The 15,155-nt window shown below is 67.4% G+C and carries 13 protein-coding genes; 5 read left to right on the top strand and 8 right to left on the bottom strand.

Translation table 11 applies throughout. The features are described 5' to 3' along the window. The first annotated feature begins 71 nt into the window (after nt 1-71). Nucleotides 72-560: an ATP-binding cassette domain-containing protein gene (locus C2L80_RS11180; protein ID WP_275668759.1), complete on the top strand. Its 489-nt coding sequence runs from the start codon at nt 72-74 to the stop codon at nt 558-560. Nucleotides 561-572: 12 nt separating this feature from the next. Here C2L80_RS11180 and C2L80_RS11175 read toward each other — a convergent pair whose 3' ends face one another. The 4 genes from C2L80_RS11175 to C2L80_RS11160 form a co-directional block, all read right to left on the bottom strand. After that, nucleotides 573-1,823, bottom strand: coding sequence for an MFS transporter (locus C2L80_RS11175; protein ID WP_087195287.1), 1,251 nt, complete (start codon nt 1,821-1,823; stop codon nt 573-575). Between the two features lie 11 nt (nt 1,824-1,834). Then, complete coding sequence (locus C2L80_RS11170; RefSeq protein ID WP_087195288.1) at nt 1,835-2,797, bottom strand: cupin domain-containing protein; 963 nt, start codon at nt 2,795-2,797, stop codon at nt 1,835-1,837. 116 nt (nt 2,798-2,913) lie between these two features. Beyond that, nucleotides 2,914-3,408, bottom strand: a complete 495-nt coding sequence (locus tag C2L80_RS11165) for a type II toxin-antitoxin system VapC family toxin (RefSeq protein WP_087195289.1) — start codon at nt 3,406-3,408, stop codon at nt 2,914-2,916. After that, complete coding sequence (locus C2L80_RS11160; RefSeq protein ID WP_092200757.1) at nt 3,405-3,788, bottom strand: hypothetical protein; 384 nt, start codon at nt 3,786-3,788, stop codon at nt 3,405-3,407. The genes C2L80_RS11165 and C2L80_RS11160 overlap by 4 nt, the downstream gene beginning before the upstream one ends. A 235-nt stretch (nt 3,789-4,023) precedes the next feature. Here C2L80_RS11160 and C2L80_RS11155 point away from each other — a divergent pair, with 235 nt between their 5' ends. Beyond that, a complete protein-coding gene (locus tag C2L80_RS11155; protein WP_092200760.1) occupies nt 4,024-5,082 on the top strand; it encodes a nucleoid-associated protein in 1,059 nt (352 codons plus the stop codon). A gap of 148 nt (nt 5,083-5,230) precedes the next feature. Next, nucleotides 5,231-6,910 (top strand): energy-dependent translational throttle protein EttA, encoded by a 1,680-nt coding sequence (gene ettA, locus C2L80_RS11150; protein ID WP_087195292.1) that lies wholly within the window; start codon nt 5,231-5,233, stop codon nt 6,908-6,910. A 66-nt stretch (nt 6,911-6,976) separates the two neighbouring features. On the opposite strand, the gene C2L80_RS11145 is transcribed toward ettA, so the two are convergent. From C2L80_RS11145 to C2L80_RS11135, 3 genes are all read right to left on the bottom strand, one after another. Continuing rightward, nucleotides 6,977-7,423: a zinc ribbon domain-containing protein gene (locus C2L80_RS11145; protein WP_087195293.1), complete on the bottom strand. Its 447-nt coding sequence runs from the start codon at nt 7,421-7,423 to the stop codon at nt 6,977-6,979. Between the two features lie 114 nt (nt 7,424-7,537). Next, nucleotides 7,538-7,825 (bottom strand): hypothetical protein, encoded by a 288-nt coding sequence (locus C2L80_RS11140; protein ID WP_087195294.1) that lies wholly within the window; start codon nt 7,823-7,825, stop codon nt 7,538-7,540. A 183-nt stretch (nt 7,826-8,008) separates the two neighbouring features. Beyond that, entirely contained in the window at nt 8,009-10,300 is a 2,292-nt protein-coding gene (locus tag C2L80_RS11135; RefSeq protein ID WP_169999070.1) for an FAD-dependent oxidoreductase, read from the bottom strand. A gap of 214 nt (nt 10,301-10,514) precedes the next feature. Here C2L80_RS11135 and C2L80_RS11130 point away from each other — a divergent pair, with 214 nt between their 5' ends. Both C2L80_RS11130 and C2L80_RS11125 read left to right on the top strand, forming a co-directional pair. Next, nucleotides 10,515-12,008, top strand: a complete 1,494-nt coding sequence (locus C2L80_RS11130) for a helix-turn-helix transcriptional regulator (RefSeq protein ID WP_103263218.1) — start codon at nt 10,515-10,517, stop codon at nt 12,006-12,008. A gap of 84 nt (nt 12,009-12,092) precedes the next feature. Further along, the gene (locus C2L80_RS11125) at nt 12,093-12,878 is read left to right on the top strand and encodes a rhomboid family intramembrane serine protease (RefSeq protein ID WP_103263217.1); all 786 of its coding nucleotides are present in this window, start codon (nt 12,093-12,095) and stop codon (nt 12,876-12,878) included. A 145-nt stretch (nt 12,879-13,023) separates the two neighbouring features. On the opposite strand, the gene C2L80_RS11120 is transcribed toward C2L80_RS11125, so the two are convergent. Next, on the bottom strand, nt 13,024-14,142 hold the full coding sequence (locus C2L80_RS11120) for a putative NPN-dependent ornithine cyclodeaminase (protein ID WP_087195310.1): 1,119 nt from the start codon (nt 14,140-14,142) through the stop codon (nt 13,024-13,026). Nucleotides 14,143-15,155: the final 1,013 nt, after the last annotated feature.

Raw genomic sequence — 15,155 nt, 5'->3', positions numbered from 1 at the left:
CTGCTGGATGACGCCGACCCAGCGCGCCGACGGCCGGCTTCGGGGACGAGGCGGCGCGCTGGGTCGGCGTCATCCAGCAGAGCACCTACCTCTTCAACATGACGCTGCGCGACAACCTGCTCCTTGCGCGCGAGGACGCCCGCGACGAGGAATTGTGGGACGCGCTCGATGCGGTGGGGCTGCGCCCGCTTGCCGAGCGGCTGCCGCACGGACTCGACACGATGGTGGACGAGGCGGGGCTGCGCTTCTCCGGCGGCGAGCGGCACCGCGTGGCGCTGGCGCGCGTGCTTCTGCGGGACGCGCCCGTCGTCGTCCTCGACGAGCCCACGGTGGGCCTCGACCCCCTCACCGAACGCGCGCTGCTGGATACCTTGCTCGAGGCGCTGGCGGGCAGGACCGTCGTCATGATCACCCACCATTTGGCCGGCGTGTCGGCCATGGACCGCGTCGTCTTCGTGGAGGACGGCCGCATCGCGCTCGACGGCGCGCCGGAGGAGCTTGCGCGCACGAGCGCGCGCTACCGCCGCCTGCTCGCCTTCGACCGCGGCGAGGCGGGGTAGCGCGCCGGGACGCTAGGCGAGGGCCTCCCCGTCGTCGGCCTCCGAGGCTGCGGAAGGCGCCGTCTGCTCGGCGGGAAGCCTTCGCGACAGGTAGGCGCCCCATGCGACGTTGAGCACGAGCACGAGGGCGAACAGGCCCGCGCCGGTGACGAAGGCGTTGCGCGCCACCTCGGGGTCGCCTCCCCAAGCGCCTGTGACGAAGCTCAGGATGACGGGGCTCAAGATGATCCCCAGGTAGTTCACGCTCGTCGCCAGCGAGTACGTGGGGCCATACTGGGCGGGCGTGCAGATGCGGCTCACGTAGTAGCCGGGGCCGGCCATGTTGACGCCGAAGAAGATACCGGCCAGCACGGTTCCCGCGTACACCATGGCCATGTTCTGCGCGAAGATGACCGTGAGCGCCGCCGCCAGGCCGAACGCCGAGCCGAGCGCGAGCAAGAACAGCCTGCTCGCACGGATGAGCTGCGGAAGCGCCAGCCCCACGAGCGCGCTCACCACGGTGATGGTGGTCATGCCCACGCTCACCGACGCGGCGTCGCCGAACCCGTTTGCCGTGACGAAGAACGACAGGTTGAGGGGGAACACCGCGTAGGCCACGCTCATCAGCGCGACGATGGCGCACTGGATCCACCCGAGCGCGGGGATGGGCGCCGCCTTGCGGCCGGTGCGCTCCCGCTCGGTCCGCACCTTGGCCGCAGGGCGCTCCTCCTTGGGCAGGAACAGAAGGGCGATGGCGAACACCGGGGCCGCCACGAGGTAGATGAGGTACACGTTCGTCCAGCCGGTCAGGCAGACGGGCCCCGCGAGCAGAAGCAGAAGCGCCGCGCCGCCCGTGAGGAACGTGGTGTTGAGGCCGATCATGCGCTGCCGCTCGCGGCCCTCGAAGCTCTCGAGCACGAGCGCGCCCAGAAGCGGCACGAGGAAGCCCTGCCCGGCGCCCACGAGGAACCCGCAGACGTCGAGCAGGACGATGGAGCTGTGGTTCACGAGGGGGATGAGGCCGCCGAAGAATATGCTCGCCAGCCCGAGGAGGATCATCGGCCTCTTCCGGAACCGGGCCGTGAGCACGCTCATGAGCAGCGACACGGCGAACGCGCCGATCATCGCCGACTGCATGACGTACTGCACGGCCATCGTGGAGGCGTCCGGGAACGCTTCCGCTATGTCGGAGAGCATGACCGACGCGATCGTGTCTGCCTGGGCTATGGCGATGGTGGCGAGGATGGCGAACTTGAGCGCGCCCTTGCCGGAGGTCTTCTCCATTCGCGTCCCTCCTAGCGCAGACGCCCGCGCAGGAACACGCGGTGCTTCTCGAGGACGCCTTCGGCCTCGTCGGCCAGCCGCTCTGGCGCGAACGCGGCGAGGGAGGCCAGCTCTTCGATGGCGCGCAGCCCGAAGCCCTCGCAGTTGTAGTCGAACAGCACCGCGCCCTCGGGGGCGAGCACTTCGCCGGAGAGGCGCGGCGGGACGTGCAGGATGTCGCGCTCCTTGGCCGTGAAGGGCTCCATACCGTCGATGTGCACTTCCACCTGCCCTTCTTGGACGATGAGCAAGTTGTAGAACGGGTTGCGGAAGCTCCAGTTCAGCTCGAAGCCGGGCTGCATGACGAGCTGCCAGACCTCCTTGTGCCCCTTCGTCTCCCAGCGGCCCACTTTCAGGCGCAGCTCGACGCCGGGGAACCGGAACGTCTCGAGGCCCTGGTCATAGGGGCGGACGTGGTATATCTGCTCCTTGGGCACCTCGATGGTGGCGGGCTTGTAGTCGTAGTAGAGGCTCGACGTGCTCTGGCCGTCTTTCGCCATGTCGAAGTCGTCTTTGTGGTAGGCCTTGTAGCGCAGCCCCTCGATGCACTCCTCGGCCATGCGCATCTGCTGGAACAGCTCGCGCCAGATGGTGCCTTCTTCCAGCCAGATGAACTTGTGCGGCAGGTACGGGGGAAGATGGACGATGTCCCCCTTGGTCAGGATGCACTTCTTGCCGCATATCTCCAGCTGCACGGACCCTCCGTCCACGAGGAACGTCTCGGCGCCGCGCTCGTGCTCGTGATAGCACATCTCGTTGCCGGCGTCGAGGTAGAACGTGTCGAGCAGCTCGTTGTGCTCGAACGGCCCGTACGGCTCGATGTAGTACTGGGAATGCGAGCGCTTGCCGCCGTAGCACTCGTCGAAGTCGAACAGGCTCGTCTCGCCCGGCACGATATGGACGTCGTGCAGGGTGAACTCGGGTTTCTGGGGCATGGTCTCGTCCTTCCGTCCTCTCGGGATTGCCGATGGGAGGAAGTATACTCCCGTGGGAAAGACGGGGGGACGAGGACGGTCCGAAGCGGGCGCGGAAGGCTCCGAAGCGGCGTCCCTCAGCGCAGTGCGCGCAAAAGGGCGGTGGCGTCCTCGGGTGCGAGCGCGCAGACGGTCGATCTTCTGAGAAGCCCCTTGTCGCGGGTGACGACGTAGTCGGCCTTCGCGCGCTCGGCGCACGCCATGACGAGGTTGTCCTCGATGTCCCCGTTGAACGCGCTCAGCTTGCTCGCCAGCCAGAAATCGGAAAGGTCGACCCCGACGAGCGTCGACACCTCGTTCATATTGGCGAGGTTCGCCCAGGCCAGCTTGCTTATCGCAAGGGCGAGGCCCTCGTCGATCTCCTCGCCCCTTTCGCGCGCCGCCTTCTTGAGGAAGCTGCACGTGAATAAATGGACGTCCTTCGCCGTGGTCGCCGCATGGCAAAGCGCGGCGCCCTGCGCGAGCGCTTCGTCGAGAAACTCGCACGATGTGCGATGGTTCGGACGGAAACCCAGGTAGTTGTCGAGCCACACGTTCGTGTCGACGAGGAAGACGGGCGGCTTTCCCTTCATAGGGCGTCTCCCGTCCCGTGCCGTTCGAGCGCGAACCCTTCCATGAGCTCGTCGTAGGCGTCGAAGGCGAAGGAGGGGAGCGCGTTGCGATCGACGCCCATGCGTTCGAGCGCGGAAGCGCAACTCCGTCGGCCGCGGCGCAGCGCTTCGAGCTTCAAAGGGTCGCGCGCGTCGGCATCCGGGCGTGCGGGAAGGGGGCCGTCCTCGAGGAGGTCGACGATGGCCCGAGGGTTTTCGGCGCGCTTCACCGCCTTGCGCCACAGCGCCCGCACCGCTTCCGACGGGGTGTAGCCGGCGCTTTTGAGCGCGGCGTCGCCGTCCTGTTTGAGCGAGCGCTCCATGCGGGTGTTGAACTGGACCGTCTCGGTTGCCAACCCCATATCGCCCCCTTCTTCCGATCCTTTTCGGAAGTATAGCATATCTGATAGCAAATATGCTAGCAGTAGGTCGAAGGCCGTTTCAGTCGGGCGATCAGGGAAAGATGCGGAAGGCTCCGCTCGTCGGCTGCGGTTGCGCGCGCCGGGGGAGGTTCGGTGTTTTTCCGGCTTTCACGCCGCTTGCGAGCGGGCTTTCGCTATCCTGATCGTCCACGGTTTTCGTCGCGAGAGGCCCTTCATGAAGATCAACCACGCCATCCTGCACGTCTTCGACTTCGTGTCGTGCGTGAACGTGTACGCCCAAGAGGAGCTCGACCTTGCCAACAAGAACGCCAAGCGCTACGTGGCGGGCCACGCGAAGAGGGCGCTCGGCAACATCGACAGCAAGCGCGGCGAGTTCGCCGAGGACAGCCTGTTCGCGCAGGAGCTGCGCGCCTACTTCCGCGGCGAGCGCGACTTCGCGGGGCTCTCCGTGCAGATCGCCGAGTACTTGGCCGGAGAACTGGGCCATGCGGACAAGCCCGTGTCCACCGATTTGCTCGTGGTTGACTTCGAGGACGATCCCGACAGCACGGTGCGCCCCCTGACCGACGAGGAGGCCGAGGCCGCCTACGAGGCGCGCGGCAAGCGGTACTTCGCGCTCATGCTCCTGGAGAGCCGGCAAGCCTACATGCACGAGGTGGGCTACGGCGAGGACGGCGCGCAGCGCGTGGACGTGGCGCGCCATCACGCCATCCTGCCGAACCCCTCGCAGAAAGTGTCGTCGTTCGCCGTGGTCGAATCGAGATCGCTCGACGTGCTGTTCTGCGACAAGGAGCGCGCCATCGCCGGCGAGAAGCGCCGGCTCATCCCCGACGGCCTTCTGCAATGCTCGACCGAGGCGTCGAGCAAAGAGATGTTCGACACGGCGTGCCGCATCGTGGAGGAGGTGGCCGAGGAGTACGGCGCCAACGCGGCCGTGGCGGTGTCGAAGGCGAAGGCGTACATCGCGGCCAACGCCGACGAGTCCGACGAGCTGGCCCCGTGGGACCTCGGCGGGGAGGTGTTCGCGGACGAGCCTTTGCAGAAGCGCTTCGAGGAGGCGCTTGCCGATAAGGCCGTGCCCGAGCGCGTGGTGGTGGAGCGCGCCGTGGCCAAGCGCGTGGCGAAAAGCCACAAGATCCGCACCGACACCGGCATCGAGGTGACGTTTCCGGCCGAGCTCGGCGAGAACCCCGACTTCATCGAGTTCTCGAGCGCCCCGAACGGCCTCATCAACATCGCCCTCAAGAACATCGGCCGCATCGAGAACCGCTGAGACGCGGCGGCGAGGCGCGGAGGCTTGCCGAGAAGAGGGGAAGCGCAATGCAGCTGCGGCGCGCTTCCTGGTAAAATAGCCGGATCATCTGTTTCGATTCGCATGCGGGCGCACCCGGATGGCAGCGGCCGCGGCAAGAAGGAGCATCATGCCAGAGTTCATCTACCAAATGCACCAGGCGCGCAAGGCGCATGGAGACAAGATCATCCTCGACGACGTGACGCTGTCGTTCTACCCCGGCGCGAAGATCGGCGTCGTGGGGCCCAACGGCATGGGGAAGTCCACCCTGCTCAAGATCATGGCGGGCCTCGAGGAGGTGTCCAACGGCGAGGCGCGCCTCACGCCCGGCTTCACGGTGGGCATTCTCTTGCAGGAGCCGCCGCTTAACGAGGACAAGACCGTCATCGAGAACGTGCGCATGGCCTTCGGCGACGTGCTGGCCAAGATCGACCGGTTCAACAAGATCGGCGAGGAGATGGCCGACCCGGATGCGGACTACGACGCGCTCATGGCCGAGATGGGCGAGCTGCAAGACGCCATCGACGCCGCGAACGGCTGGGACTTGGACAGCCAGCTGAACCAGGCGATGGACGCGCTGCAGTGCCCCGACCCCGACATGCCGGTGAACGTGCTCTCGGGCGGCGAGCGGCGGCGCGTGGCGCTGTGCCGCCTGTTGCTGGAGGCACCCGACCTGCTGCTTCTCGACGAACCGACGAACCACCTCGATGCCGAGAGCGTGCTGTGGCTCGAGCAGTTCCTGCGCCGCTACGAGGGCGCGGTGCTGGCCGTCACGCACGACCGCTACTTCCTCGACAACGTGGCCGAGTGGATCTGCGAGGTGGACCGAGGGCGCCTGTACCCCTACAAGGGCAACTACTCCACGTATTTGGAGACGAAGGCCGCCCGTCTCGAGGCCCAGGGCCAGCGCGAGGCGAAGCTTGCGAAGCGCCTGCGCTCGGAGCTCGAGTGGGTGCGCAGCTCCCCGAAGGCGCGCCAAGCCAAGAGCAAGGCGCGCATCGAGCGCTTCGAGCAGATGGCGGCCGAGGCGCGCTCGTTCGAGAAGACGAGCGTGTCCGACATCCAGATACCGGTGCCGCCGCGCTTGGGCGCGAAGGTGATCGAGGCGCGCAACCTGCGCAAGTGCTTCGGTGACCGCGTGCTGATCGACGACTTGTCCTTCACGCTGCCCCAAGGCGGCATCGTGGGCGTGATCGGTCCGAACGGCGTGGGCAAGACCACGCTGTTCAAGGCCGTCGTGGGGCTTGAGCCCCTGACGGGCGGCGAGCTTTCGGTGGGCGAGACGGTGAAGATATCCTACGTGGACCAGAACCGCGCCGGCATCGATCCGAAGAAGAGCGTGTGGGAGGTCGTCTCCGACGGGTTGGACTACATGAAGGTGGGGGAAAGCGAGATCCCGAGCCGCGCCTACGTGGCGAGCTTCGGCTTCAAGGGCCCCGACCAGCAGAAGCCCGCCGGCGTCCTGTCGGGTGGCGAGCGCAACCGCCTGAACCTCGCGCTCACGCTCAAGCAGGGCGGCAACCTGCTTCTGCTCGACGAGCCCACGAACGATTTGGACGTGGAGACGCTCGAGAGCTTGGAGGAGGCGCTTCTGGCGTTTCCGGGCTGCGTGGTGGTGACGAGCCACGACCGTTGGTTCCTCGACCGCATCGCCACGCACATCCTGGCGTGGGAGGGAACCGACGAGAACCCCGGCGCTTGGCACTGGTTCGAGGGCAACTTCGAGGACTACCAGAAAAACCGCGTGGAGCGCCTCGGCGAGGAGGCCGCGCGCCCGCACCGCATCCACCGCAAGCTCACGCGCGACTAGGCGCGGGACGGAAGACGAGAGCCGGAGGGGACCGAGGAGCGTTTCCGATCCCCTCCGCAAGGGCGCTCAGCGCCAGCGCTCGAGCGTGGGCAGCAGGGCGCCCATGAAGGACACGGCCTCGTCGAGCGTGATGTGGCACGACTCGGCCATGCCGGGGGCGCAGCGCTCGATGAGCTCCTCGAGCGTCTCGTCCTCGAGGAAGGCGCCGTCGCGGTAGCACCACGAGCAGAATTCCTCCGAAGGCGAGCCGTCCGCTTCGGTGCCGTGGTCCTTCTCCTGGAAAAACGGCATGCCGCAGCTTTGGCAGAAGTCGCCGTCGGGCATTTCCAGCAGCAGCGTGACGGGCACGTCGCACGTGGTGGCGATGAGCTTGCACATGTCGATGCCCGGCGACGTTTCGCCCCTCTCCCAGCGCGAGACGGCTTGGCGGGTGACGAAGAGCTTGCGCGCGAGATCGTCCTGGGTGAGGTTGCGCTCCTTGCGGATGCGGACGAGCACGTCTGAGATGGCCATGGGGTTCCTTTCGTCGGCGGGTTGCCCTGCCATTGAACCACGCGTGCGCGCCTGCCGTAAAGAAACAAAGCGTTGCGCCGCGCTTTCAGTTGCCATCGAGGAAGCGCTTGCGGCCTAGCCCGAAAACGGGCGGCCTCGCTCCATGCCGAGCACGGCGCGCACGCCGAGGAGCGTGAACGCCGCCACGGCCACCGCTCCGGCCGCGCCGCCGGCCACGAGGCCGACCGCGGCGGCGAGATCGCAGGGGCGCTCGCCCTCCGACGCATCGCCGCCGCTTCGGCCTCCCTCCGCGCCCGCGCCTCCTGCGGCTTCCGGGGCCTTGGCCTCGCCGCGCGCCATGAGCGATTCAAGGCCGCGTCCGAGCGCGCCCGTCTGGTTCGACTCGCTTTCCTTCGCGTTCATGGGGCCTCCTTCGCGTCGTCTGCTTGAGAGGCCGCAGCGTAGCGCGCATGAGGCCGGCTTGCGCGCGGCGGCGCGCTCTGTGAGCGGCGCGCCGCCCATCCGTTGGCAGCGCGTCAGAGGAAGGCGCGTCCACGAGGCGCCGGGATGGGCGGCGCGAACGGGGCGCGCCTTCCGGCCGTCCGGTCACAGTCCAAGGTACTCCTTGACGTACTCGACGGACATCATGCCGCTCGTGAGCGCGTAGCCGCATGTCGCGCCCACGTAGTCCGTGTAGGGGTACGAGAAGTACCCTCCGCTGTCCTGCCCTGCGACGAACAGCCCTCGCGGCGCGGGAACGTCGCCTTCGCCGATCGCCTGCAAATGGTCGTTCACCTTGATGCCGTTGTAGGTGCCGTCGATGGGCGACACGACCCGCACCGCGTAGAACGGGCCCTCGTCGAGGGGGTGCAAAAGCTCGGGGCGCTTCCCGAACAGCGGATCCTCTCCGGAGGCGATCACCGCCCGATAGTCCTCGACCGTGCGCGCCCATGTCGCGGCATCGAACCCCGCAAGCTCGCCGAGCTCCTCGAGGGTGTCGGCCTTCCATGCCTGGCCGTGCGCGATGGCGGCGTCCATCTCGTCTTGCAGCGTGTAGTAAGAAGGCACGAGGATACGCTCGCGCATCTTGTATTCGGCGATAAGGTCCTCTCCGAGCACTTCGTGCACTCCGCTTCGCACGAGCTTGTCGAAGTCGGCCTGGGTGAGCACGATGTAGCTCGATCCGACGCGCCGCATGCCCGATGCTCCGCGCGCGAGCGCGTGCGTGATGCAGTACGCCTCGTTCATGTAGCGGTTGCCCGAAGGATCGAGCATGAGGAAGCCGCCTTGGTTGAGGAACTTCATGTAGCCGGCGTAGAAGTCGAGCACGTCGTTGCTGCAGAACTCCGCGAGGTGCGGGGAGACGTCCGTCGAGAGCACGGCGCCCGCCTCCCTGCAGAGGTTGATGCCGTCCCCAGTGTTCGTGGCCACGCCGTTGAGGTAGAAGTCCGAGGTGCCGAAGAGCTCCTTCTGCATGCCCGGGTTGCCGCCGAAGCCGCCGGTGCAGACGAGCACGGCGCGGGCGTTCACCGTGACCGCGGTCCCGTCCTGCTTGGAGGCGGAGACGCCCGCGACCGCGCCCTCCTCCACGATGAGCGATTCGGCCTTGGTGTCGAGCAAAAGCGTCGCCCCTCCGGGGACGATGAACGTGTCCCAGAGCACTTGGAACTTTTCGGTTCCCTTCCCGTAGTCGTGCGCGATGCTCGTGCCGCTCGTCGCCTTCGGGGCCGAGAATCCCTTCTGCCCCGTCTGCTCCCAATGGCCCTGCAGCCAGTCGATCATCTCCCCCGAATGCGAGAGCACGTTGTAGGTGAGGCTCGCGTCGGTCCTCCAATAGTAGTAGTCCATCATGGCCGAGAACACCTCGTCCACGGTCACGTGGTTGCCCACCTGCTCGTCGAGCTTGCTGCCCACGGCGAGCGCGCCCGTCGCGCACGAGCCCTCTCCCGATATGCGGGCGGTCTTCTCGAGCACCACGACCGAAAGCCCCTCTTCGACGGCCTTGAGCGCAGCGGTCGTGCCGGCCGTGCCCGCGCCGACGATGCAGAGGTCGGCGTCGTAGGACTCACTCGCCTCCTTCTTCGGCGTCGCCTTGACGAAGGGGGCGAAGCGCGCCTCGGCCTGAGAGAGCGCCTTCGCGCACGCCGCCTGCACGGCCGCCGCGGTGAGCGTGGCTCCCGTCACCGTGTCCACGAGCAGCGATTGCTGTTCAACGATGGCGCGCGGCATGCGCTTCACGGCGGGCTCGAAGAATCCGGGCGTGTCCGAGCAGGACAGCACGCGCACGTCGAGGATGCTCGTTTCGTCGACGTCGACCTCCACCTGCACCGGCTCGATGACGGCGGGGCATCCGAAGCGCTCGCCTTCGATGGATCCCGCCTTCCATTTCCCGTACGCTTCGCCCGTGTAAGTGCCCGGCTTCATATGCTGCTCGACGACCGAGGCATCGAACTCCGGAAGGTCCTTGGGCGAGGCGCCCGCCTGCTCGACGGCGTCCGCGACCGCGCTCAGCACCGCCTGCGACGAGAGGGTGGCGCCGGACACCGCGTCCACGTCGACGGACTGGGATTCCACGATGGCGGCTGGCAGCACGTTCAGGGGCAGGTAGCTGATATCCTCCGTCTCCCCGTGCTCGACGACCTTCACCTCCTCGATGCGGCTTTCCGAGAACGACACCTCCACGACGACGGAGCCGTGCTTGCCCTCGCCTGTGGCGGTGTACGTGCCCGGATCGAAGCTGACGGGGCCTCGGGAGGCCTCCTTCGAGGGCGCGCAGCCCGAAAGCGAGAGCGCCTGGGCTCCGAGCAATCCGAGGCCGGCGAGCCCGGCCATTCCTTGCACGAAACCCCTCCTGCTAAGTTGCGGCCCCTCTTCGGAGCACTTCGTCGGATCGTCCATGACTCCTCCTTTTGATCGTCGGAACGGCTTCCCGGCCATTCTGCCGAAGGCGACGCCATGCGATCTTCCCCAGTCGATGACGAGATGCGCTCCGACTCTCATCACCTAGGGGTGAATTTCGCTTAGGACGGCCCTCCGGCTCGAAAAATGCCTTCCGCTCCCCTTGAGGCGGCGCCGCTCTTTTAGTAAGGTGCAGGAGGGAGGAGGGAAGGCGATGGAAGGCTCGAACGGCAAGGCATTCGCGCGCACGCTTGCGAAAGGCGGCGCCTCGCGCAAGGGTCGAAGGGACGTCGCCATGGTCGTCGGCTTGGCGTTCTACTGGCAGTTCTACCGCTGGGCGAACGTCAAGAACGTCGTTGCGGATGCGAGGGGGTTTCCGGACGGCGGGCTTCTTCCTTTGGCGTTCTACGGAGCGGTGCTCGCGATCGCGCTCGCCTTGCTTTTGCTCAGGGGCCTCCCGGCCCGTTTGGCTTCTCCGCGCCTTGCGCTCGCGGCGGGCGCGGCCGCTTCCGCGGCTTTGGCGGGAGCGTGGGCCGGCGCGCTCATGCTGGACGAAGGCGTCGCCGTCCTCGCGGCGGCATCCTTCGCTTTGTCCGCGTGCTCCTTCACGGTGCTCACGCTGGCCTGGGCGCGCCGATGCCGCATGGCGGCATGCGCCGAAGCGAAGCGCGCGGTGCTTCTCGTGTGCCTCTCGTCTCTCGTATCTTTCGCATTGGCCTCCGCGAACTCGCTCGTGGCGAACGATCACGCGCTGCTTGCCGTGATCGCGCCGTCCGCTTCGGCGCTCTGCCTTCGCTTGGACGGCGGGCCCTTCAAACGGGAGGCCGCTCGCTTAAGCCTGCTCTCCGCTCCCGCCTCGCGTCCCGTCGTCGTCGTTTTGGTGGCGCTTCTCGTTCTCATCGTGTGCATGAAGGGGGTGAGCGACGCGTTCTATTCGACCGGATCGAGCGCCATGCTGTACCTCAAGCACTTCATCACGGTGGTGGAGCTGGCGGCGATCATCTTCGCGTGCCTGTTCGCAACCGATTTGGGCAGGTTCGCCTTCGCGGGGTGGGTCGTGCTCGTGGGCGGCGTGCTCTCGGGATTGTCGTTGCTGTTCTTTCCGGGGGAGCCGTCTGCGGCGTTTCAGTTCGGTCTGGGAACGGTGACCGCCGGAAGGACGTGCCTGGAGCTGTTCGTGTTCGTTCTGGCGACGTGCCTGAGCGATCGCGACGAGCTGCGTTCGACGCTGATGCTCTTGGTGGTGCCCGAGACGGCGGGATGCCTGGTCGGCTACGGCGCGCTTCCCTTCGCGCTGCGCTCGATGGGGGCGGCAGGCGGCGAATGGTTCGGCGCGCTGTCGCTCGGAGCGTGCGCGATCACGGTCGCATCCACGCTTCTCGCCATGAGCCTCCTTGCCCTCAAAGGGATCGAAAGGCCGCCGCAGCCTCCTGCTTCCGTTGAAGCCCCTGAGGCCGACTCCCGCCGATTCGACGAGGTCGCGCGCCGCTTCTCGCTTACGAAGCGCGAGGAGGAGACGGCGCGCCTGTTCTATCGGGGCTACAGCACCAAGCGCATCGCCGAGCTGCATTACGTGTCGCTGAACACGACGCAGAGCCACTTGCGCAGCGTCTACCGAAAGACAGGAGTGCACAACCGCCAGCAGCTCATCGATCTCGTCGAATCGTCGGCCGATGCCGGCAGGGCGGCGAACGAAGGGGCCGGATAGGGCGCGCTCTCGTCGCGCGTGCGGGTGGAGTGTGGTAGGATGCTGGGATGATTTTCGCAGACGATCGCACGAGAGGAGCGCGCCGTGCCGTACAGGGTGAACGAACCGGTGGACGGGAGCCGCCCCGTCATCGGCGACGAGCAGCTGAAGCGGATGCTCAACGAGAGCACGCCAGGGTTTTTCGAGCGCAACCGCTTCCGGATCGTCACGCTCGTCCTCATCGTCGTCAACGTGGCCGTGTTCGCGGCCGAGGTGCTGCTGTCGGGCATGCGCTTCGACGTTCCCACGAGGACGCTTGTGGACATGGGGGCCATGTACGCGCCGTACGTGCAGGCAGGCGAGCTGTGGCGGCTCGTCACGCCGATGTTTCTGCACATGGACCTCATGCACCTCGGATTCAACATGGTGGCGCTCTACAGCGTGGGCGAGGTGCTCGAGCGCGTGCTGGGGCGGGGGAGCTTCCTTTTGCTCTACTTCGTGGCGGGCATCACGGGCAACGCGGTGTCCTACGCGGCCGACGTCGTGCTCGCCGGCGCGCCCTCGGTGAGCGCCGGCGCTTCGACGAGCGTGTTCGGCCTGTTCGTGGCGGTGGCGCTGCTGGGGCTTCTGCACAAGGGCAACCGTCGGATGTTCGCCGAGTACAGCAAAGGGATGCTCGGCGTCATCGGCGTGAACGTGGCCTACACGCTGCTCGTGCCGAGCGTCTCCGTGAGCGGGCACTTGGGCGGCGCGCTCGGCGGGCTTCTCGCCATGCTCATGGTTCCCGCGAAGAGCCTGCGCGTGCCGAACGCCGCGCGCGTCGCCGTGGCCGTGCTGTGGGTCGCGGCGCTCGGATGGACGCTCGCCTCGCGCGGCACGCTCGGGCTGTAGGGTCTGCGCTCGCTGGCAGGGCGCGCCGTCGGGCGCAAGGCGACTTGGGAGGGCGATGAACGTCCTGCGTCGCCGCCGAAGGCTGCGGCTTCGGCGTTGCGAGGGGCGGCAGACGGCGGGTGAGTCGCGGCGAAGGCGGGGGAGGTTACAGCCCCAGCCCCTTCGCCACGTTCGCGATGAAGTCCTGCACGTTCGTCACGATGCCCCGCGAGGCGAGCGAGCCGCGGTCGATGAGCTTGTTCACCGCGAACTCGGCGATGTCGACGCAGTAGAAGTACACCTGGCGCACCGTGCCGTCGGGAAGCACGCGGTACGACGGCGTCATGTTGCCCGTGGCGATGGTGTGCAGCATGGTGGCCATGCACACCACCGTGGTGGCTTTGCGCAGGTGGTCGCGCATGGCGTCCTGCGCCTCGTAGGCGTTGCCGATGACGCTGGGCAAAGGGCCGTCGTCGCGGATGGAGCCGGCCAGCACGTAGGGCACGCCCTTCTTCTCGAGCGCGTGCATGATGCCGCCGCACACCTGCTCCTCCTCGATGAACCGGGCGATGGAGCCGTGCAGACGCACCCGGTTGATGGTGTCGAGGTGGTTGTAGTGGCCGAGCGGGCGGTTCTCCTGCGTCTCGATGTCCTGGCCGAGGGCGGTGTGGAAGTACGACCCCTCCAGATCGTGCGTGGCGAGCGCGTTGCCGGCGAAGACCGCGTCGACGTAGCCGGCCTCGATGATCTTCGAGAACGCCGTGCGCGAGAACCCGTTGAACGAGAACGCCGGCCCCATGACCCACACGACGTAGCCGTGATCGCGCTCGTAGCGCAGAAGCTCGTAGAGCTCGTCGTACTCGCGGGAGAACGCCGTCTCGCGTGAGCGTCCCAAGCGGAAGGCGAAGTTGTCGGCGTGCCGGCCCGCGCCGGCCAGCTCCCCGTCGCCGTCGGGAGCGGGGTCGAACCCGGTCGCGTGGACGTAGATGCCCTGCGCGCCCGTCTCGGTCCGACCGCAGACGACGGCGTCGCCCGCGCGGATGTGCCTGAACTCGCGCACGAAGATGCGCCCGTCCTCGTAGACGGGCACGCAGTCCATGCGGCTGTCCTTTGCGAGAAGCCACGATCCGTCGATCTTGAAGTACTCGGGGTAGATGCTCATGGCGTGGTAGCCTTCGGGGGCGACGCCGTCGAGGGGCGCGGGGACGAGCTTCGCGTCGGGAGCGCTGGCCAGCGGCTCGCGGTCGAAGTCGGGCGGGGTGTAGGGGTTCAGCGAAAAGCTCATGGGCACCTTCTTTCGATTTGTCTCTCGATGGGCGATTATAGCAGGAGCGCGGGCGTGCGGGATGCGCGGCGCGCGCCTTCCGAAAAAGGCGCAGCAAGGGGCGGGGCGTCGCTCGGCGACCTGCGAGGACGTGGTTGCCGTTCCTTCGTTTTTCATCACTTCCTTCTCTGCGGATGCGGGACGGCCGATATGGAGGGCGCTTTCGAGGGAGCGGCGGGAGGACGCGGTACCGCAAGCCTCGTGCGGGCGGGACGGCGAGCCGAGGGTGCCGCAGCCGGCGTGGCTTTCACGGCCAAAGCGAGGCCGGCGGCGCGGACGCGCTGGGGACGGGTGCTGCGGCGGATCCGCGCAGGTCCCGATGGCCGAGCGAGGGCGTGAAACGCGTGAGTTGTGGCGCGGAACGGAGTTGATCGGAGCCGTGTTTGCCGACCGGAGGACGCGGCTTGATGCCCTGCGGGTACGGTGCCGGAAACGCGCAACGTCGGTGGCGAAACCGCGCCCGCACTGCAACTCGAGCCGCAGGCGGAGCGCGACAGCGGCTGCGCCCGGCGCGAAGCGCAGCCGTCGAAGGGCCCCTGTCTCGCACCCCCTCCCGCTTTCCGCTGCGCGGCGCCTCGACGCGAAGCGAAAGGCGAAGAGGGGAGGCCGCGGCGAACGGAGCGCCCTTTGCGGGTGGCAGCCGGCAGATGGCGAAAAGGACGGCCGAGCGCCGACGTGGGGTTTGCGGGCGCGCCGAGCTTTCCGAAGGGGGAGGGCGGCGCGCTCTGCCGGTTGTCTCTCGTGCGGGGAAAACGTCGATTTCTGGCCACCAAACCGCGTTCTGGCACGCTCCGACGCTCCTTTGGCGCGCTTTGGCCTGTGCCGATTCTGCCGACCTGGGCTTTTGTTGTGCGCAAGCATTCCTTTCCCTTAAGGTGGGGTGGGTTCCGTGCCAAAACGCGGTTTGGTGGCCAGAAATCGCGGGCGCGCGAGCACGAGAGGGCGTCGAGGTGCGTTCGGGGGGGGGGGGGTGG

Origin of the sequence: Rubneribacter badeniensis, assembly GCF_002899695.1 — a bacterium.
Classification (GTDB): Bacteria; Actinomycetota; Coriobacteriia; order Coriobacteriales; family Eggerthellaceae; genus Rubneribacter; species Rubneribacter badeniensis.
This window is presented reverse-complemented; position numbering and strand designations above follow the sequence as displayed.